Origin of the sequence: Streptomyces phaeoluteigriseus (genome assembly GCF_001896135.2) — a bacterium.
Classification (GTDB): Bacteria; Actinomycetota; Actinomycetes; order Streptomycetales; family Streptomycetaceae; genus Streptomyces; species Streptomyces phaeoluteigriseus.
Window position 1 is genome coordinate 1,296,931 of record NZ_MPOH02000011.1, and the last position, 19,474, is coordinate 1,316,404.

Sequence of the window (19,474 nt, forward strand, 5' to 3'; positions counted from 1 at the left end):
TGGTCTCGCTGTACTCGGTCGCCGTCCGCCGGCCCGTGCCCGTGACCCTCCGCGCGGTCGCCGCGGTCGTGGCCGCCGAGTGGCTGCTGTCGCTCGTCCATGTCGGGATACGGCCGGCGCTCGCCACCGAATGGGCGCTCGGCGCGCTGGTGTACGTGGCGTGCGCGGGGCTCGGCGAAGCCCGCCGCCAGTGGGTCGGAGGGCGGGCGGCCGCGGCCCGTCGGCTGGCAGGCGCGCAGGAGACGCGGCGGCGTGCGGCCGAGACCGAACGGCGGCGCCTGGCCCGCGAGTTGCACGACGTGAGCGCCCACCATCTGACCTCCGTCGTCATCACCGCCGACGCCGCCCGCCGACTGGGCGACCGCAGACCCGAGTTGACGGCGGAGGCACTGTCGTTCGCGGAGCGCACCGGCATCGAGACGCTGACCACGCTGCGGCGGCTCGTCGGGCTGATGCGGGACGCCGACGGCGCCGACACCCGTCCGATGACCGCGCGCATCGAGGAACTCATGGCCGGGTTCGGTCGGTTGGGGAGGCCGATAGATGCCGATCTCCCCGACGACCTGGCCGGTCCGGCGGCGGAGGCCGTGTACGGCATCGTCCGCGAGGCGCTCACCAACGCCCTGCGTCACGCGCCGGGTTGTGCCACGCACGTGGGCGTCCGGCGCGGGGTCGGCCTCCTTGAGCTGACCGTTGACAACGCTCCGCCGCGCGGCAGCGTGACGTCCGGGGCGGGCGGTCTCGGATCGGGCCGCGGGCTCGTGGGGATGCGGGAGCGGGCGGCGGCCGTCGGCGGGGAGCTGACGGCCGGACCGCGGCCGGACGGCGGCTGGCGGGTCCGGGCCACTCTCCCCGACCTCACCGGGCCCTGGGACCCGCCCGGGGGAACGGACCGGCCGGGGCTGCTGCGGGAGCAGCGGCTGGCCGATCCGGCCCTGGTGTTCGCCGGAGCGGTGCTGCCTCTGGCGTTCGCCCTGGTCGTCGCGGAGGACTGGACGGCCGCGAGCCTGCGCGGCGCGCTGCCCGGTCTACTCGTCCTGGCCGCGCTGCTGACCGTCCACGCGCTGCCGCTGCTGTGGCGGCGGCGCGCCCCCTGGGCGGCTCTCCTCGGGGTGCTGGCCACGTCCTGGCTGTGGCCGTCGGCGGTCGTCCTGGGTGTCATACCGGCGCGGGTGTCCGAATTCCTCGACGCGGGAGCCCTCACGGAGCTGCTGGCCGTGTACGCGATCGGGGTCTACGGCGGTGGCGCCGACCGTACCTGGCCGGCCTGGGTTCTGTCGGCGGTGTCGCTCTCCTCGGTTCTGGTGGTCACGGCCGCCGCCGAGGGCAGTCTGACGGGGGCGGGCTCGGTACGGCTCACCGCCGTGATGCTGTTCCTGCTGCTGGTCGTCATGGCGGCCGCGGCGCTGGCGGCCCTGTGGGGGGCCGGGCTGGCCGTGCGCCGCCGGCGCCTGCGGATGCTGGCCGTCGACGACCACGAGCTGACCACCTGGCTGTGGCACGCGGAGCGGGCGGCGGACGCCGAACGGTGGCGGCTGGCGGCGAAGTTGCGCGACGCGGTGCTGAGGCACACGTCCGCCGTGGTCGAACACGCCCGGCAGGGGCGGCTGGAGGAGGTGGCCGCCGAGGCCCGCTCGGCGCTGGCCGCCATGCGCGAACTCCTGCACGGCCTGAACGCGTCGGAGCGACGGGGCGGGGAGGAGTAGGCACGCCTCGCACCGCTTCTCACCGCCTCCCGAGGCACCGCAATGCCGCTGCCGCCCCCCGTCCGGCACGGGAGCGGTCACCGCGTCCACCGCGAGGATGCCCGCGTGGAGGTCGGCACGGCTGCCCCGGGTGGGGTACTCGTCCGCGACACAGGCCCCGGGCTCTCGGTCCCCTGACCGTCCGCGCCGTACGCCTGTGCCCCTCCGCTGCGTGGTCCCCACGAACCGGCCGGTATCGTGACCGTGTTGCTGTCGGTCCGGGGAAGTCCGGGCCCGTTCAGGAGGTGGCCCCGTCGTCACGCGTGTGATGGTCGTCGACGACCAGGCGGTGGTCCGTGCCGGATTCGCCGCCATCGTGGACGCCGAGCCCGATCTGACCGTGGTCGCCGAGGCCGGTGACGGGGCGTCGGCCGTGGCGCTGGCCGCCGACGAGCGACCCGACCTGGTGCTGATGGACATCCGCATGCCCGGCATGGACGGCCTCACCGCGACCCGTCTCGTCACCGCGGCGCCGAACGGCCCGCGGGTGCTGGTGCTGACCACCTTCGACCTGGACGCCTACGTGTACGAGGCGTTGCGCGCCGGGGCGTCCGGGTTCCTGCTCAAGGACGCCCATCCCGAGGATCTGCTGTCCGCGATCCGGGTCGTGGCCGCCGGGGAGGGCATCCTGGCCCCGACCGTGACCCGCAGGCTGATCGACACCTTCGCGCAGGGTGCGCCCCGGCCGCCCTCCGTCACCGGTTCGCTGTCCACGCTCACGCCCCGTGAGAAGGAGGTCCTGCTGCATATCGCGGCGGGGCTGGCCAACGCCGAGATCGGTGCCGCGCTCGGGGTGACCACGGGCACGGTGAAGACCCATGTGAACGCCCTGCTGTCCAAGTTGGGGCTGCGCGACCGGGTGCAGGCGACGATCCTGGCGTACGAGAGCGGGCTGGTCCGGCCGAGCGGCACCTCCGAGGCGTAGGGCTGTCCGTGGTCCCTGCTAGAAAGGGCGCCCCGGCCGGCACCACGTCGGCCGTCGTGCGAGCCGGAGGCTCTTGAGCATGGACCACATAGCGGAACTGCACGGCCTGCCCGTCCACCACTTCCCGGCCCCGGGGCAGGACGCGGGGACGTTACCGGCGGCGGAGACGGTCGCCTGGCGGCTGTCCGCGGACGAGGACCGGGGCGGTGAGTCGTTCGAGGAGGGCTGGGAGCGCTTCCTGCACACCGTGGACCCCGCGCGGGTGCGGGCCCTGGTGCTGGGGGTCGGCGCCTACGGCAGCGAATTGGACGCCGCCGATCCCGCGACGACGGCGAAACTGCTCGCCGACGCCGCCGGCCGCCTGACCGGGCTGGAGGCCCTCTACCTCGCCGACCTCACCTTCGAGGAGTGCGAGCTGTCCTGGATCGTCCAGGGCGACGTGACCCCGATCCTCGCCGCCTACCCGCGGCTCGAGGAACTCGCGGTGCGCGGATCGAACGGCGGGTTCGACGGCGAGCCGGGGCTGGACTTCGCCCCGATCCGTCACGAGCGTCTGCGCACACTGCGGTTCGAGAACGGAGGTCTGCCCTCCTCGGTGGCCCGCGGTGTCGCCGCCTCGGATCTGCCCGCGCTGGAACGGCTGGACATGTGGCTCGGCACGGAGGACTACGGCCGTTCCGCCTCCGTCGCCGATCTCGCGCCCGTCCTGGACGGCGGCCGGCTGCCGCCCTGCGCGACCTGGGCCTGCGCAACGCGGACATCCAGGACGAGATCGCCGCGGCCGTCGCGGCCGCTCCCGTCGTGGCCCGGCTCTCCACGCTGCGGCTGAGCCTGGGCACCCTCGGCGACGCCGGCGCCGAGGCGCTGCTCGGCGGCCAGCCCCTGACGCACCTGGCGGAACTCGACCTCCACCACCACTACCTGTCCGAGCCGATGACGGGCCGCCTGCGTGAGGCGCTGGAGCCGTCCGGCGTGCGGGTCGACCTCGACGACCGCCAGAGGGCGGACGCCGAGGGCCACGGGCGGTACGTGTCAGCCGGGGAGTGACCGGCTGCCGGCCGGGGCGGACCGCGCCCGCCCCGGCCGGCTCAGCCCACCTCGACGAGCAGGTCGCCGCCCTCCACCTGCTGGATCCGGTTGATGGCCAGCCGGTTGACCCGGCCGCCCTGCGGGGCGGTGATGGTGGCCTCCATCTTCATCGCCTCGATGGTGGCGACCGTGGCGCCCGCCGCCACCTCGTCACCCTCGGCGACCGCCAGCGTCACCACACCCGCGAACGGCGCCGCGACATGGCCGGGCTTGGACCGGTCGGCCTTCTCGGTGACCGGGAGGTCGGAGGCCGCCGCCTGGTCGCGCACCTGGATCGGCCTGAGCTGGCCGTTCAGGGAGGACATCACGGTGCGCATGCCGCGCTCGTCGGCCTCGCCCACGGCCTGGAGTTCGATCAGCAGCCGCACGCCGGGTTCGAGGTCGACGGCGTACTCCTTGCCCGGGCGCAGTCCGTAGAAGAAGTCCTTGCTGTCCAGGACGCTGGTGTCGCCGTAGGCCTGGCGGTGGGTGTCGAAGTCGCGGGTCGGGCCGGGGAACAGCAGCCGGTTGAGGGTGACGCGGCGGGCCTTCTCCAGGCCCTCCCGGTCCTCGGTGGTCAGCTCGGTGACGGGCTTGGCCGCGGCGCGGCCCTGGAGGGCCTTGGTGCGGAACGGCTCGGGCCAGCCGCCGGGCGGGGTGCCCAGTTCGCCGCGCAGGAACCCGATGACCGAGTCCGGGATGTCGTACGTGTCGGGGTCGGCCTCGAAGTCCTGCGGGGACACGCCCGCGCCGACCAGGTGCAGGGCGAGGTCGCCGACCACCTTGGACGACGGGGTGACCTTCACCAGCCGGCCGAGGATGCGGTCGGCGGCGGCGTACATCGCCTCGATGTCCTCGAACCGGTCGCCGAGGCCGAGCGCGACGGCCTGGGTGCGCAGGTTGGACAGCTGTCCGCCGGGGATCTCGTGGTGGTAGACGCGGCCGGTGGGCGAGGCGAGGCCCGCCTCGAAGGGGGCGTAGATCCTGCGGACGCCCTCCCAGTACGGCTCCAGGTCGCCGACGGCCTGGAGGTCGAGGCCGGTGGTGCGGTCGGAGTGGTCGGTCGCGGCGACGAGCGCCGACAGCGAGGGCTGGGAGGTCGTCCCGGCCATGGAGGCCACGGCACCGTCGACGGCGTCCACGCCGGCCTGGATCGCGGCGAGGTAGGTGGCGAGCTGGCCGCCCGCGGTGTCGTGGGTGTGCAGGTGCACCGGCAGGCCGAACTCGCGGCGCAGCGCGGAGACGAGGGTGGCGGCGGCGGGGGCCCGCAGCAGACCCGCCATGTCCTTGACGGCCAGGACGTGGGCGCCGGCCTCGACGATCTGCTCGGCCAGGCGCAGGTAGTAGTCGAGGGTGTAGAGGCGTTCGTTCGGGTCCGACAGGTCGGAGGTGTAGCAGAGGGCGACCTCGGCCACGGCGGTGCCCGTCGCGCGTACGGCGTCGATGGCGGGACGCATCTGGCCGACGTCGTTGAGGGCGTCGAAGATGCGGAAGATGTCGATGCCGGTGGCGGCGGCCTCCTGCACGAAGGCGTCGGTGACCTCGGTCGGGTACGGGGTGTAGCCGACGGTGTTGCGGCCGCGCAGCAGCATCTGGAGGCAGATGTTGGGGACGGCCTCGCGCAGGGCGGCCAGCCGTTCCCAGGGGTCCTCGGCGAGGAACCGCAGGGCGACGTCGTAGGTGGCGCCGCCCCAGCACTCCAGGGAGAGCAGTTCGGGCAGGGTCTGGGCGACGGCCGGGGCGGCGGCGAGGAGGTCCTTGGTGCGCACGCGGGTGGCGAGGAGCGACTGGTGTGCGTCGCGGAAGGTGGTGTCGGTGACGCCGAGCGTCGGCGATTCGCGCAGCCAGCGGGCGAAGCCCTCGGGGCCGAGGCCGACCAGTCGCTGCCGGGAGCCGGCGGGCGGCTCGGTGGCGGGCAGCGGGGGCAGCTTGGTCGTGGGGTCGATCAGGTCGGGCCGCTCGCCGTGCGGCTTGTTCACGGTGACGTCGGCGAGGTAGGTGAGCAGCTTGGTGCCGCGGTCGGCGGAGTGGCGGGCGGTCAGCAGGTGCGGGCGCTCCTCGATGAACGAGGTGGTGACCCGCCCGGCCTGGAAGTCGGGGTCGCCAGGACGGCCTGGAGGAACGGGATGTTGGTGGCCACGCCGCGGATGCGGAACTCGGCGACCGCACGCCGGGCGCGGTTGATGGCGGTCGGGAAGTCCCGGCCCCGGCAGGTGAGTTTGACCAGCATCGAGTCGAAGTGGGCGCTGATGTCCGTACCGGCGTGGGTGGTTCCACCGTCGAGGCGGATGCCGGAGCCGCCCGGGGAGCGGTAGGCGCTGATGCGGCCGGTGTCGGGACGGAATCCGTTGGCGGGGTCCTCGGTGGTGATACGGCACTGGAGGGCCGCGCCGCGCAGGGTGACCGTGTCCTGGGACAGGCCGAGGTCGGCGAGGGTCTGGCCGGAGGCGATGCGCAGCTGGGCCTGGACCAGGTCGACGTCGGTGACCTCCTCGGTGACCGTGTGCTCGACCTGGATGCGCGGGTTCATCTCGATGAAGACGTGGTTGCCGTCGCGGTCGAGGAGGAACTCGACGGTGCCGGCGTTGCGGTAGCCGATTTCGCGGGCGAAGCGGACGGCGTCGGCGCAGATCCGGTCGCGCAGTTCCGGGGCCAGGTTCGGGGCGGGCGCAGCTCGATCACCTTCTGGTGGCGGCGCTGGACGGAACAGTCGCGTTCGAAGAGGTGGATGACGTTGCCCTCGCCGTCGGCGAGGATCTGCACCTCGATGTGGCGGGGGTCGACGACGGCCTTCTCCAGGAAGACGGTGGGGTCGCCGAACGCGGACGCCGCCTCCCTGGACGCGGCCTCGATGGACTCGCGCAGCTGGGCGGGGTCCTCCACGCGCCGCATGCCGCGTCCGCCGCCGCCCGCGACCGCCTTGACGAAGACGGGGAAGCCGACGGTCTCGGCGGCCCGGACCAGTTCGTCGATGTCGTTGGAGGGCTGCGAGGAACCGAGGACCGGTACGCCGGCGGCACGGGCGGCGGCGACCGCGCGGGCCTTGTTGCCGGTCAGCTCCAGGGTGCGGGCGTCGGGCCCGACGAAGGTGATGCCGGCCTCCTCGCAGGCCCGGGCCAGTTCGGGGTTCTCGGAGAGGAACCCGTAACCGGGGTACACGGCGTCCGCGCCCGCCCGGCGCGCCGCGCCGACGATCTCCTCCACGGACAGGTACGCCCGGACCGGGTGGCCCGGTTCCCCGATCTCGTAGGCCTCGTCGGCCTTCAGCCGGTGCAGCGAGTTGCGGTCCTCGTGCGGGAACACCGCGACGGTGCGCGCGCCCAGCTCGTAGCCGGCGCGGAACGCCCGGATCGCGATCTCACCACGGTTGGCGACCAGCACCTTGCGGAACATCCTGGATCCCTTCAGCCTGCCGGTGACGGGACCATGGTGTCGGTGCCGTCACCGGAGTGCCATGTGAGTCGGGCCACTCTGCCTCACGTTTCCCCCGTTTCCGGGCGAGCCGTGTGGTCGGGATGACCGGCGGTTCGGCGTGCCTCCTTCAGTTCCGCCTCGTAGAGGTGGTCCCTGCCCTCGGCCAGCTCGTCCACGGCAGCCCGCTCCAGTCGTCTGAACGGCTCGTAGTACGAGCGGTCGTAGGCCTCGACGATCTGGAACGTCCAGTGGCCGGGGATGACGTTGCGGCCGAGGATCTCGGTGGAGACCCTCTCGGCCCACTCCTCGTGCCCGGCCCGGCGCAGCAGGGTGACCGCCTCGTCCAGTTGGAGGTCGGCGGTGCCGGTCAACTGGTGGAAGCCGTAGAGGTGGCCTCTGGCCCGCTCCGTCGTCTCCAGCGCCTTCGACAGCGCGCCCAGGGCCTCCACGGTGTCGCGGCTCACCCCTTCGGGACGGCGGTGGTCTCGGTCGGGTCCGTCTTCGTGCGTGTGCATGATCTCCCCTGTCCCCCGACCGACGGCATGCCCGGTCCGGTCCGGGTCGTCGGACTCCCGCTGCGGGCCTCGCCGGCCCCGCGCGGGTCAGCCGGTGGCCAGCTTCCGCAGTCCGTCCGGGGTTCCGTTGAACCGGTCGTGGTCGCCGACGGTGGGTCCGGTGGAGGTGTACTGCCAGAAGGTGTGGCGGGGCCAGCCGGCCGGAAGGGTGCCCGGCGTCGAGGCGTACCGCGCGATCCACAGCGGGTTCGTGGCGCCGAATCCGGCGTGGTTGCCGGTGCACTGCGTCCACCAGTTGGTGGCGGTGTAGATGACGGCGTCGCGGCCGGTGCGGGCCCTGTACCGGGCGAGGAAGTCCGCGATCCAGGAGACCATCGAGGCCCGGCTCCTGCCGAAGCAGGCGTCGCCGTACGGGTTCCACTCGATGTCGAGGACGCCCGGCAGGGTGGTGCCGTCAGCGGTCCAGCCGCCGCCGTGGTCGACGAAGTAGTCGGCCTGTGCGGCGCCGCCGCTCGTGTCGGGGGTCGCGAAGTGGTAGGCGCCGCGGATCATGCCGACGGCGCGGGAGCCGCTGTACTGCCGGCCGTGGTAGGGGTTGGTGTAGTAGGTCCCCTCGGTGGCCTTGACGTAGGCCCAGGTCACTCCGGAGGCCCACAGGGTGGGCCAGGCGACCTCGCCCTGGTGGCTGGAGACGTCGACGCCTTCGGGCTGGGTGGCCGCCCGGGTGTCGGGGGAGCCGGTCCGGCCGTCGTGGAGGGCGACGCCCATGCCCATGTGGGCGGTGCCGCGGGCCGGGGTGCCGGCTGACTCGCCGGGGGACGGCGGGGATATGGGCTGGTGCGTGGACAGGAGTATGGACAGGGCGACCGGCAGTCCGGTCGCGTAGAGACGCATGCGGCCGAACGCCGCTGTCATGGGGCTTGGCATGCCTCCCATCTGATGTGCTGTCGCGGATGCCCGCACCTTTTCGTCCCCCCGTCGGCCGCACCCCCCGGGCGGCAGGACCCGGGGGGTGGGAGCACGACGCGGGGAGGGCCGGCGGGGCGGCCGGCCGGTTCAGTGCCGGTCGGCATCCAGTAGCGTCTGCAAATGGACCATGCAGGGGGTGCAGTGGCGGTCGGTGGTGTGCGTGGCCGTCGCGCCGGTGGCGGAGACATCCGTGCCGCACAGGCTCGTCCCCTGGTGCGGGACCACCACATGCCACACATGCTCACCGCCACCCGACGCGAGGCCCACCTTCATCTCGTACACGGCTCGTCCCTTCTGTCGGGCGTGCCTCCAGAAGACCGTGCGGGCCGCCCCGCGTCCCGTCGGGGCGGGCCATTCGGGGGAGGCGGTAGCCCGACCGCCACACCCGGGTGGCCGGCCGGGGCGGGCCGTGGCACAGTGCCCCGCCCACCGGCCGGGCCGGCCCGAGGTCAGGCGCGGGACTCGCGGTGGACGGTGAGGGCGGCCACCTCGAAGGACATCTCGGTCACCTCCGGGTCGGGCGGCGGGTGGTAACGGCCCGCGCACGCCGAGAGGTTGACGATGAGATAGGCGGACCAGCGCCGGCCGACGCCACGCCGGTCGGCGAAGACCACCGTGCCGTTCAGGGACCACACGACGTTGCGGGCGCCGAACTCGACGGCGAGGTCGATCCAGCCGCCGGGACCGACCGCGTCGTCGCGGACATAGCGGTGGGCGCTCCGGACGTGGTTGGAGAGTTCCAGCAGGTCCGGATTGTCGGGGTGGTACTCGAAGACGTCGATCTCCTGGTCGCCGTCGCGCCAGGTCCAGATGGCGGGCCAGGCTCCGGTCTCGACGGGCAGCCGCACCCGGGCCTCGAGCCGGTCGCCGGTGCGGGCCATGAAGCCCTCGTCGCTGCCTTCGGTGGTGAGCAGCCCCGCGTCCCAGAGGCCGTCGGCCCGCCGGGTGGCCCGGAAGGTGCCGGTTCTCGAGTACGCGGGATCCGCCACCAGGTGGTCGAGTTTGTTGTCGTCGGGGTTGATGGGCCCACCATCGGGATAGGCCCACGAGCGGCCCGCCACCCACTGGTGGGTCGAAGTGAAGTCGGCTCTGAAACAGACGTCGGTCACCGGCGTGCTCCTCACCCTCGCGCGTCCCCTCGCAGAGGGTCTGCCCTTTGCACTCGCACGCATACGGGCGTGGCCCGTACGCCACTCGGGTGAGGGACCCGGTGTCGTACAGGCGCTCGACTCCCGTACGGGCGAACGGGGCTGCGAGCCGAGGCGCCAACGGTCCTCCGAGCGGCGGGCGTTGCCCTCACTTGCCCTCGTTCGACCTGTCGGACATTGTTCGAGATCTATTGACGCCGTACCGATCCCCGTTTGACACTCTCGCAACACCACGTCACACAGCGGAAACGGCGGGCCGATATGACGCACACCCCACGACGTCGTAGCCACGCGAGACGGTGGGCGGCCCGCCTCGCCGGACTGACCGCCGCCTCCCTGCTCCTGGGTCTCACCGGCACCGCGGGTCCCGCCCAGGCTGCCGAGGCGGCCGACGTCACGGACGGACTCGTCCTGCGGTACACGCTCGACGGGCCAGCCGGTGTCACCGACTCCTCCGGGCACGGCCGCGACGGCACCGTCCAGGGCACCGCCGACTGGTCGACCGCCGGCCAGGGACTCGCCTTCAACGGCTCGGACACCTACGTCAAGCTGCCGAACGACGTGCTGAAGGGCCTGGACTCGGTCTCCGTCTCGATGGACGTACTCATCGACGCGGCCCAGAGCACGCCGTACTTCCTCTACGGCTTCGGCAACTCCAGCGGCGGCAACGGAAACGGTTACCTCTTCGCCACCGGCAACCCCCTGCGCACGTCCGTCGCGACCGGCAACTGGTCGACCGAGCAGACCACCAGGCCCGCCGACGCGCACAACCTGACCCGCGCGGTGTGGAAGCACCTCACGTACACCCAGACCGGCAGCACCGGTGTGCTCTACGAGGACGGGGTGGAGGTGGCCCGCAACACGGCGGTCACCATCACCCCCGGCGCCATCGGTTCCGGCACCACGACCGCCAACGCGATAGGCAGGTCGGTGTACTCCGGCGACAAACTGTTCAAGGGCCGGATGCGCGACTTCCGCGTGTACGACCGGGCACTGGCCGGCTCCGAGGTCGAGCAGCTCGCGCTCCCCGTGGCCGTGCGGGGCGTCGCCGACGACAAGGCGGCCCTCAGCCTCGGCGACACCGACGGCGTCACCGCCGACCTCACGCTGCCGAGGACCGGCACGGCCGGCGGCTCGGCCATCGGCTGGAAGAGCGACAACCCCTCCGTGGTGTCGGACTCCGGCGCGGTGAACCGCCCCGCCGCCGGTGAACCGGACGGCCGGGCCACGCTCACCGCGACCCTGCGCAAGGGGACCGTCAGCGACACCAAGACCTTCGAGGTCACGGTCCCGGCGGCCTTCGACGACAGGACCGCCACCGAACAGGCCGCCGGGACACTCACCGTGCGCAACCTCGACGACGTACGCGGCAACCTCACGCTGCCCGCCACGGGCGCCTACGGCACGAAGGTCACCTGGTCCTCCGCGAAGCCGGCCGTCGTCTCCGCCGAGGGCGTGGTCCAGCGTCCCGCGCACGGCGAGGGCGCCACCACGGCCGTACTGACCGCCACCGTCACCAAGGGCACGGCCGTCACGACCCGCGACTTCACCGCCGAGGTACCCGAACTGCCCACGCGGCAGGATCTCGAGGGCTACCTGTTCAGCTACTTCACCGGTGAGGGCACCGCGAGCGGCGAGCAGGTCCACTTCGCCCTCAGCAAGGGCAACGACCCCCTGAAGTGGCGGGAGTTGAACGACGGCGCCCCCGTCCTGACGTCCACACTGGGCGAGCAGGGCCTGCGCGACCCGTTCATCATCCGCTCCCCCGAGGGCGACAAGTTCTACCAGATCGCCACGGACCTGCGGATCTACGGCAACGGTGACTGGGACGCCTCCCAGCGCACCGGCAGCAGGTCCATCATGGTGTGGGAGTCCACCGACCTGGTGAACTGGACGGACCAGCGCCTGGTCAAGGTGTCCCCGGACAGCGCCGGCAACACCTGGGCCCCGGAGGCCTATTACGACGAGAGGCTCGGCGCGTACGTGGTCTTCTGGGCGTCGAAGCTGTACGCCGACGCGGACCACTCCGGCGACACCTACAACCGCATGATGTACGCGACCACCCGCGACTTCCACACGTTCAGCGAGCCCGAGGTGTGGATCGACCGCGGCTACTCGGTCATCGACTCCACGGTGATCCGGCACGACGGCACGTACTACCGGCTGTCCAAGGACGAGCGGAACAACTCCTCCTCCACGCCCAACAGCAAGTTCGTCTTCGAGGAGAAGAGCGACTCGCTCCTGGACACCTCCTGGACGGCGGTCGCCGAGGGCATCGGCAAGGGCGCGATGAACGCCGCGGAAGGGCCACTGGTGTTCAAGTCGAACACCGAGGAGAAGTGGTACGCGTTCCTCGACGAGTTCGGCGGGCGCGGCTACATCCCCTTCGAGACGACCGACCTCGACTCCGGCGTGTGGACCCCGTCCGCCGGCTACGACCTCCCCTCCCGGCCCCGGCACGGCACGGTCCTGCCCGTCACCAGGGCCGAGTACGACCGGATACTGAAGGCCTACCAGCCGGACCAACTCGTGGAGAGCGTCGAGGACATCGAGGTCGCGACCCGCACCGGTGACGCCCCGGTGCTGCCCGCCACCGTCGTGGCCCGGTACGCCGACGGCGTCGAGCGGCCGGTCCCGGTCACCTGGGAGCCCGTCCCCGCGTCGGCGTACGGGCAGCCCGGCACCTTCACCGTGAAGGGCAGCCTGCCCGACGGCTCCACGACCGGGGTCCGCGCCGAGGTCACGGTCTCCGAGAAGGGCCCGGCCGTGCCCGCCGACCTCGTCCTGCACTACGGCTTCGACGAGACCGGCGGCAGCGTCGCCCGCGACTCCAGCGGCCACGGCCTCCACGGCACCTACGTCCGCACGCCCGACTTCGGGACCGGCGTGGACGGCGGCTCGTTCTCGATGTCCGGCGCCCCGGCCACCTCGCCGTACGTGAAGATCCCGGGCGGGGTGCTGAAGAACGCCGACAGTGTCACGGTGTCCACGTACGCCAAGTGGAAGGGCGGCGCCAACTGGCAGTGGCTGTTCGGCCTCGGCCCGGACAACAACAGGTACCTCTTCGCCAGCCCCTCCAACGGCTCCTCCAAGCTGTACTCCGCGATCACCGCGGCCAGTTGGTCGGCCGAGCAGAAGCTGACGGCGGGCTCGCAGCTCCCCCCCGGCGAGTGGAAGCACGTCACCGTCACCCTCGACGGCGCGTCCGGCACGGCGGTCCTCTACGTGGACGGCGTCGAGGCGGCCCGCACGAGCGGCGTCAGCGTCAAGCCGTCCGAGCTGTACGACGCGGCGAAGGACCACAGCGGTTACATCGGCCGCTCCCTGTACGACGGCGACCCCTACTTCGGCGGCGAGGTCGACGACTTCCGCGTCTACGACCGGGCCCTGTCGGCGACCGAGGTCCTGGAACTGGCCGGCAACACCACGGGCATCGCGCGGGCGGCCCACCCCGACCTGAAGGTGGACGCGCTCGTCGACGACGCGGGCGGCAGGATCACCCTGCCGCTGACAGAGGGCGCCGATCTCACGGCCCTGGCACCGGAGTTCACCCTCGCGCACGGCGCGGCGATCAGCCCCGCCTCGGGCAGCGTCCAGGACTTCACCCGGCCGGTGACGTACGAGGTGACCGGCTCCGACGGCGCGAAGCGCACCTGGACCGTGTCGGCGCTCATCATGCGCAGCCCGGTGCTGCCGGGGCTCAACGCCGACCCGAACATCGTGCGGTTCGGCGACACCTTCTACCTGTACCCGACCACCGACGGTTTCGCGGGCTGGAGCGGTACGCAGTTCAAGGCGTACTCCTCCACCGACCTGGTCCACTGGAAGGACCACGGCGTGATCCTCGACCTGGGGCCTGACGTGTCGTGGGCGGACAGCAGGGCCTGGGCGCCGACGATGGCGGAGAAGGACGGGAAGTACTACTTCTACTTCTCCGCGGACGCGAACATCGGTGTCGCCGTCTCCGACTCGCCGACCGGACCGTTCAAGGACCCGCTGGGCAAGCCGCTGCTGAAGGCCGGCCAGTACAGCGGCCAGATGATCGACCCGGCGGTCTTCACCGACGACGACGGCCGCTCCTACCTGTACTTCGGCAACGGCCGCGGATACGTCGTGCCGCTCAACGAGGACATGACGTCCTTCGACGCGGCGAAGCTCCAGGACATCACCCCCAGCGGCTACAACGAGGGCTCCTTCGTCATCGAGCGCGAGGGCACCTACTACTTCATGTGGTCGGAGAACGACACACGGGACGAGAACTACCGCGTCGCCTACGCGACCGGCCCCTCCCCCACCGGCCCGTGGACCAAGCGGGGCGTGATCCTCGAGAAGGACCTCGCCCTGGGCGTCAAGGGCCCCGGCCACCACTCGGTCGTCCAGGTCCCCAACAGCGACGACTGGTACATCGCCTACCACCGCTTCGCCCTTCCCGGCGGTGACGGATCCCATCGCGAGACGACCGTCGACAGGCTGCGGTTCGACGCCGAAGGCCTGATCAGGAAGGTCGTCCCCACCCTCACCAGCGTCGACCCCGTGACCGTCGTGCACGCCGGTCCCGACGCGGCCGGCAAGGAGGGCGACGCGATCGCCCTGAGCGGGACCGTCTCCGGGGCGGGCAGCCCCCGGTGGACGGTCGAGGCGGGCGCGCCCTGCGCCGTCGCCGACACCGGCGCGGCGCGTACGACGCTCACCTGCACGGACGACGGCACCTTCCGGGTCACCGTGACCGGCGGCGGCAGCAGCGACTCGGCCACGGTCACCGTCGCCAACGCGGCCCCGGCGATCACGTCCGCGGCCGGCCCCGTGTCACCGGTGAGCGTCCGTCAGCGGGCCCTCGTCACCGTCGGCTTCACCGACCCGGGCACCTCCGACCACCACAGCTGCGCGATCGACTTCGACGACGGAACGAAGCCGGTGCCGGGCACGGTCACCGACACGGGCTGCCGGGCCGCCCACACCTACACCGCGGCGGGCATCCACCGCCCGGTCGTGACCGTCACGGACGACGACGGCGCCTCGGACAGCACGACGCTCCCCGAGCTGATCGTGTACGACCGTGCCGCGGGCCCCGTGGCCGGCGCGGGCCTCGTCGCCTCCCCCGCCGGGGCCTACCCGGCCGACGCGACGCTCGCCGGCAAGGCGGCCTTCTCCCTGGCCGCCGGCTACCGCACCGGCGCCGCCACTCCGACCGGCCGGGTCACTCTCGACTTCGGCCCGGCCCGGCTGAAGTTCCGCTCCGCCGGGCTCGACTGGCTGGTGGTCACGGGTTCCCGGGCCGTCCTCGAGGGCTCCGGCACCGTCGACGGCACGGCGGGCTACGCCTTCCGCGTCACCGCCACGGACGCGCCGGACACCTTCCGCATCAGGATCTGGAAGAAGTCCACGGGCGCCGTCGTCCACGAACCGACCGGCGCGGCGAAGGTGACCGGCGCCCTCACGGTCGGCACCCGGCACCGCTAGGGCCTGTCGTTCGGATCAGGTCGCAGGAAGTCGACAGCGCCGTTCAGTGCCGGTGAGCGGGGTCTGGTGCGTGCAGCCGCAAGGCGGAGGAGGTAGTCGACGCGGAGCGTCGGCGAGTGACGACAACGCGGCAGATGGCGTGCCGGACCCCGCGTCTGCAGTGTGATCCGAACGACAGGCCCTCGGCCGCCGCTCTCCGACCAGCACCGGGTCCGCCCGGGCAGAGCGGGCCGCTCCACCGCATCCGACAGCGGTGGAGCGGCCCGTTCGCGTCAGCCGGCCGTCAGCAGCGCCTCCAGTGCCGTCGCGGTCTCCGGGTGACCGGCGAGCAGCTCCGCGCCCCGCGGGGCGGCCGCCTCGGGGCTCGCCCAGCCGCCGTCGCAGCCGAGCAGCTCCGCCAGCGCGTCGCAGGTGGCCGGATGCGCGGCGAGGAGGGCGACGCCCTGGGGCGCGCCGATGGCCTGTCGCGGCCGGAGGGCCGGGATCTCCTGGGGGGCGCGCCACGGCGGCACCCAGGAGTCCAGCTCCGCCAGCCGCGCCGGGAAGACCCGGCCCGCCTCACGGATCAGCAGCGGGGCCAGCTCCGCGCCGCCCGCCCGCAGGCTGGTGATCAGCGTCGGCAGCCAGGGCAGCAGGACCGGGTCGGGAAGCCGCGCGAAGGCGTTCGACACGGCCTCCACGACGAGGTCGGCCAGTCCCGGCACCGGCTCCAGCGCGTGCACGAACCCGCTGAGATAGCGCGGGTAGGCGGGCACCACCAGCGGATTGCCGAGCAGTCCCTCGCAGCGGGCCCGCAGGTCCGCCCGGGACAGCGTGCCCAGGTGCGTCTGCGCCGCCCACAAGAGCGCCGTACGGGACGGCTCCTGCGGGTGGGACTGGGCGAGGGCCAGCTCCAGTTGCGTACGGTCGCAGCCCAGGGACAGGGCGAGGCCCTCCATGCTGAAGAGGAAGCCCAGCATGGCCGCCACCTGCCGGACGGTGGCGTCCTCGTCGGTGAACGCCGTCGGCAGCAGCGTGCAGTAGTGCGCGTAGCCGGTCTTGACGAAGGACTCGATCCAGGGCGGCAGGACCGGCTCGCCGGTGCGGTAGTACGCCAGCAGGCGGCGGACGCGGCGCAGCACCTCGGGGGCGCCGTCCACACTGCGCTCGCCCGCGAGGACCTCCAGGGCGCGGGTGCCCAGCTCGTCGGCGAGGCGTCGGCTGCGCAGATGGAGGATGGCGTCCTCGACGGCCTCCAGGACCTGCGCCGTCGTGGCCCGCGGGGCGTACGCGGCACGCCGCAGCCGCTGTTCCAGGACCTGCTCGATGCTGACGCCCTCGTAGCCCAGCTCGATCAGCGCGCGCTGGTGGGTGCCGAGGGCCAGGTCCCAGGACTCCTGGATCGCGCGCTCCCCGAGGCGCCGGTCGCCCATGATCGGCCGGGCGGCGCCGTGCGGCAGCAGCCGCCGCAGCATCCACAGCACGTCCGAGCAGCGCTCCAGCTCCGGCCGGCCGGCGATGTCCAGCAGGGCGCGCTGTACGCCGCGCTGCTGGAGCTTCAGGTCGAGCGGGGCGAGCCGGTCGTGGACGTCCCGGGCGAGGGGCGGCAGCGCGTCGTACCCGACCTGGCCGATCCGGTCGCCACCCATCATGATCTCGACGAGCCGCGCGACATCGCGCCGCCCCGGCACGGCCTCCTTCTCGATGCAGGTGACGGCCGCGTCCTGGAAGTCGTACGGCGTCGGGCGGACCCGGTCGCGCATCCCGGCCAGCAGGATCGACGTCTCGAACACGGCGATGGCGTCGGCCGTGGAGGCGAGGTAGCCGCCCCGCCGGGCGGCCCGCACGATCTCCACGGACCAGCCGAGCAGTTCGGCCTCGTCGAGGGGGTCGAGGACGGGCGGCCGCTGGAGGAACCCGGTGAGCCGGTCGGCGGGCGGGAGCGCGGCGGCGGGCAGCGCGGGCACGGCCGCCTTCCTCGGCCCGCTGCTCTTCTTCGTGCCGGCCTGTCCCTCCAGGCGGTAGGGCCGCACTCCGGTGCGCTTGAGGTTCTTCGCCCATTCCGTCGCGGCGATGGACACCGACCCGGCGGCGAGGCCGAACTGCGCCTCGATCGCGGCGTGGCTGGAGGGGATGAGTCCGTGCCGCCACTTGGTGGGGGTGGGCGCGCTGATGACGAAGGTGTCGCTGCCCCCGACGCCGAACTCCGCCACGCGGCTGGCCGCGTGGAAGGCGCCGCAGACGTAGAGGCAGTCGGCGGGGTCGGTGCCGGTGGCCGCGAGGTGCTCGCGCATCCGCGTCCACATGTACCGCTCACGGTCCTCGTCGATCCGGACCCGGCGCTGGTCGCCGGGTGCCAGGCGCCGGAAGAGGCTGCCGATGAGCAGCATGACCTGGCGGTAGGTGTCGTGGTCGCTGCCGCCGAGGGGCAGTTCGACGTACTGGTGCCACCACTCCGACCAGTGCCGCACGCGGCCGTGGCGCAGGAGGTGCTCCTCCAGTTCGGCGAAGCGGGGGCGCAGGTCGCCGATCTCGACGCCGACCGCGTCGCCGTGCAGGGCGCTCTCCTCGTCGGCGGGCGGGGCGTCCGGTCCGGTGTCCGCGGCGGGCGGGGTCTCCCACTGGAAGACGTGGTCCGAGGACCGGTCGACGAGGACGAGGTCGACGCCGGGGGTGTCGAGGGCGTATGCGATCGCCTGGTACTCGGCGGAGGCCTCGGTGACCGGCGCGACGACGGACAGCGGCGCCCAGTCCGCCGGGAAGCCCTCGATCTCCGACGCGAACGCCTGCACCGCCACGGGGAGGCGGCAGTTGCGCAGTTCGGTGAGGAGGGGCGCCATGTCCTCGCACAGCTCCAGGTAGACCACCTTCGGCTGCTTCTCGCGGAGCCGGCGGGCCATGGCGAGCGCCGAGGCCGGGGAGTGGTGACAGACCGGGAAGATCTCCAGCGGCTCGCGCACCGCCCGCTCGACGTCGTCGACGATGCCCCGCAGGATGCCTTCGAGGGCGCCGGGCCCGTCAGCGAACGCCGTGGCGGCGTCCTGGAGTTGGCCGCGCAGCGCGGTGAACGTGCCCTCGGGCGGGGTGCTCATGAGAGGGTCGCGATCGCGTCGCGGCCGCCCTCCAGGAACTCCGGCCAGGAGCCCCCCTCTTCCTTGCTGCGCGGCTCGACGACACCGTGCAGGTACTTGTTGAGGATCGCGAGGTCCTCCGGTTCGCGGCGGGCGAGGGAGCCGACCAGGGAGGAGGCGAGGGTGTGTGCGGTCAGGGCGCGCTCGCCGAAGAAGTTGCTGTGCAGGATGGCGTCCTCCAGCACGCCGATCTGCTCGGCCGTGGACAGCGCGGACTCCAGCTTCTCGTCGTCGCCGGCCGCCGCCGCGGAGGCGGCGCGCAGGTCGGCGAAGCTCTGGAGCAGCACGTCCAGCAAAGTGGGCGGGACGTCCAGTTCGATCTGGTGGCGGCGCAGCAGTTCCTCGGTGCGGAAGCGGACGATCTCCGCCTCGCTCTTCTTGTTCGTCACGACCGGGATGCGGACGAAGTTGAAGCGCCGCTTGAGCGCGGAGGACAGGTCGTTGACTCCCCGGTCACGGCTGTTGGCGGTGGCGATGACGGAGAAGCCCGGCTGGGCGAAAACGATGTTGTCGCTGTCGAGTTCGGGCACGGAGATGTACTTCTCCGACAGGATGGAGATCAGCGCGTCCTGGACGTCACTGGTGGAGCGGGTGAGTTCCTCGACGCGGCCGATCGTGCCGGTCTCCATCGCCGTCATGATCGGTGACGGGATCATCGACTCGCGGGACTGGCCCTTGGCGATCACCATGGAGACGTTCCACGAGTACTTGATGTGGTCCTCGGTGGTGCCGGCCGTGCCCTGCACGACCTGGGTGGAGTTGCGGCAGATCGCGGCGGCCAGCAGCTCGGCCAGCCAGCTCTTGCCGGTGCCGGGGTCGCCGATGAGCAGCAGACCGCGGTCGGAGGCCAGGGTGACGATGGCCCGCTCGACGATGCTGCGGTCGCCGAACCACTTCTGCGAGACGTCCCGGTCGAGACCGTCGGCGCGCTCGGAACCGAGGACGAACAGCCGGACCATCTTCGGCGACAGCCGCCAGGAGAACGGCTTGGGGCCGTCGTCGACCGACTCCAGCCAGTCCAGTTCCTCGGCGTACTTGATCTCGGCGGGGGCGCGCAACAGGTCGGACATCGACATGCCTTTCTACGGAAGGGCGAGAAGCAGGTGGAGAAGGAGAAAGA

The 19,474-nt window shown here is 72.5% G+C and carries 11 protein-coding genes and 2 pseudogenes; 4 read left to right on the plus strand and 9 right to left on the minus strand.

From position 1 onward, the window contains the following. The first annotated feature begins 35 nt into the window (after positions 1-35). The 3 genes and pseudogenes from BM536_RS17030 (at position 36) to BM536_RS17040 (ending at position 3,717) form a co-directional block, all read left to right on the plus strand. Positions 36-1,706 (plus strand): sensor histidine kinase, encoded by a 1,671-nt coding sequence (locus BM536_RS17030; protein WP_158086530.1) that lies wholly within the window; start codon positions 36-38, stop codon positions 1,704-1,706. A gap of 307 nt (positions 1,707-2,013) precedes the next feature. Continuing rightward, entirely contained in the window at positions 2,014-2,670 is a 657-nt protein-coding gene (locus tag BM536_RS17035) for a response regulator (protein ID WP_094103098.1), read from the plus strand. Positions 2,671-2,749: 79 nt separating this feature from the next. Then, positions 2,750-3,717, plus strand: a pseudogene (locus BM536_RS17040) (STM4015 family protein). Positions 3,718-3,758: 41 nt separating this feature from the next. On the opposite strand, the gene BM536_RS44850 reads toward BM536_RS17040, so the two are convergent. The 7 genes and pseudogenes from BM536_RS44850 to BM536_RS17065 all read right to left on the minus strand — a co-directional run bounded on the left by BM536_RS44850 (position 3,759) and on the right by BM536_RS17065 (position 9,745). Next, a complete protein-coding gene (locus BM536_RS44850) occupies positions 3,759-5,801 on the minus strand; it encodes a pyruvate carboxylase subunit B (protein WP_425444643.1) in 2,043 nt (680 codons plus the stop codon). Further along, entirely contained in the window at positions 5,777-6,211 is a 435-nt protein-coding gene (locus tag BM536_RS44855; RefSeq protein ID WP_425444644.1) for a hypothetical protein, read from the minus strand. The genes BM536_RS44850 and BM536_RS44855 overlap by 25 nt, the downstream gene beginning before the upstream one ends. A 15-nt stretch (positions 6,212-6,226) precedes the next feature. Continuing rightward, a pseudogene (locus BM536_RS44860) lies at positions 6,227-7,131 on the minus strand (ATP-binding protein); the annotation flags it as partial. An 83-nt stretch (positions 7,132-7,214) separates the two neighbouring features. After that, entirely contained in the window at positions 7,215-7,667 is a 453-nt protein-coding gene (locus tag BM536_RS17050) for a hypothetical protein (RefSeq protein WP_073496503.1), read from the minus strand. 87 nt (positions 7,668-7,754) lie between these two features. Then, positions 7,755-8,594 carry a lysozyme gene (locus tag BM536_RS17055; RefSeq protein ID WP_073496509.1) on the minus strand — a complete coding sequence of 280 codons (840 nt, stop codon included), beginning with the start codon at positions 8,592-8,594 and terminating at the stop codon, positions 7,755-7,757. A 129-nt stretch (positions 8,595-8,723) separates the two neighbouring features. After that, positions 8,724-8,918 carry a hypothetical protein gene (locus BM536_RS17060; RefSeq protein WP_073496505.1) on the minus strand — a complete coding sequence of 65 codons (195 nt, stop codon included), beginning with the start codon at positions 8,916-8,918 and terminating at the stop codon, positions 8,724-8,726. A 167-nt stretch (positions 8,919-9,085) separates the two neighbouring features. Continuing rightward, positions 9,086-9,745: a LamG domain-containing protein gene (locus tag BM536_RS17065; protein ID WP_094103099.1), complete on the minus strand. Its 660-nt coding sequence runs from the start codon at positions 9,743-9,745 to the stop codon at positions 9,086-9,088. Positions 9,746-10,045: 300 nt separating this feature from the next. Between BM536_RS17065 and BM536_RS17070 the strand changes: the two genes are divergently transcribed. Continuing rightward, positions 10,046-15,244, plus strand: coding sequence for a family 43 glycosylhydrolase (locus BM536_RS17070; protein WP_094103100.1), 5,199 nt, complete (start codon positions 10,046-10,048; stop codon positions 15,242-15,244). A 272-nt stretch (positions 15,245-15,516) separates the two neighbouring features. Here the strand turns inward: BM536_RS17070 and BM536_RS17075 are convergent, their stop codons facing one another. Together BM536_RS17075 and BM536_RS17080 are read right to left on the minus strand one after the other, a co-directional pair. Next, positions 15,517-18,315 carry a DUF5682 family protein gene (locus BM536_RS17075; protein WP_094103101.1) on the minus strand — a complete coding sequence of 933 codons (2,799 nt, stop codon included), beginning with the start codon at positions 18,313-18,315 and terminating at the stop codon, positions 15,517-15,519. Continuing rightward, positions 18,312-19,424 carry an ATP-binding protein gene (locus BM536_RS17080; protein WP_073496511.1) on the minus strand — a complete coding sequence of 371 codons (1,113 nt, stop codon included), beginning with the start codon at positions 19,422-19,424 and terminating at the stop codon, positions 18,312-18,314. The genes BM536_RS17075 and BM536_RS17080 overlap by 4 nt, the downstream gene beginning before the upstream one ends. Between the last annotated feature and the right edge of the window lie 50 nt (positions 19,425-19,474).

Bases quoted from the DNA above. Each gene is read 5' to 3' on its own strand.
- BM536_RS17035 (WP_094103098.1), top strand. From the start codon at position 2,014: ATGGTCGTCGACGACCAGGCGGTGGTCCGTGCCGGATTCGCCGCCATC.
- BM536_RS17075 (WP_094103101.1), bottom strand. From the start codon at position 18,315: ATGAGCACCCCGCCCGAGGGCACGTTCACCGCGCTGCGCGGCCAACTC.
- BM536_RS17055 (WP_073496509.1), bottom strand. From the start codon at position 8,594: ATGCCAAGCCCCATGACAGCGGCGTTCGGCCGCATGCGTCTCTACGCG.
- BM536_RS17070 (WP_094103100.1), top strand. From the start codon at position 10,046: ATGACGCACACCCCACGACGTCGTAGCCACGCGAGACGGTGGGCGGCC.
- BM536_RS17080 (WP_073496511.1), bottom strand. From the start codon at position 19,424: ATGTCCGACCTGTTGCGCGCCCCCGCCGAGATCAAGTACGCCGAGGAA.
- BM536_RS17050 (WP_073496503.1), bottom strand. From the start codon at position 7,667: ATGCACACGCACGAAGACGGACCCGACCGAGACCACCGCCGTCCCGAA.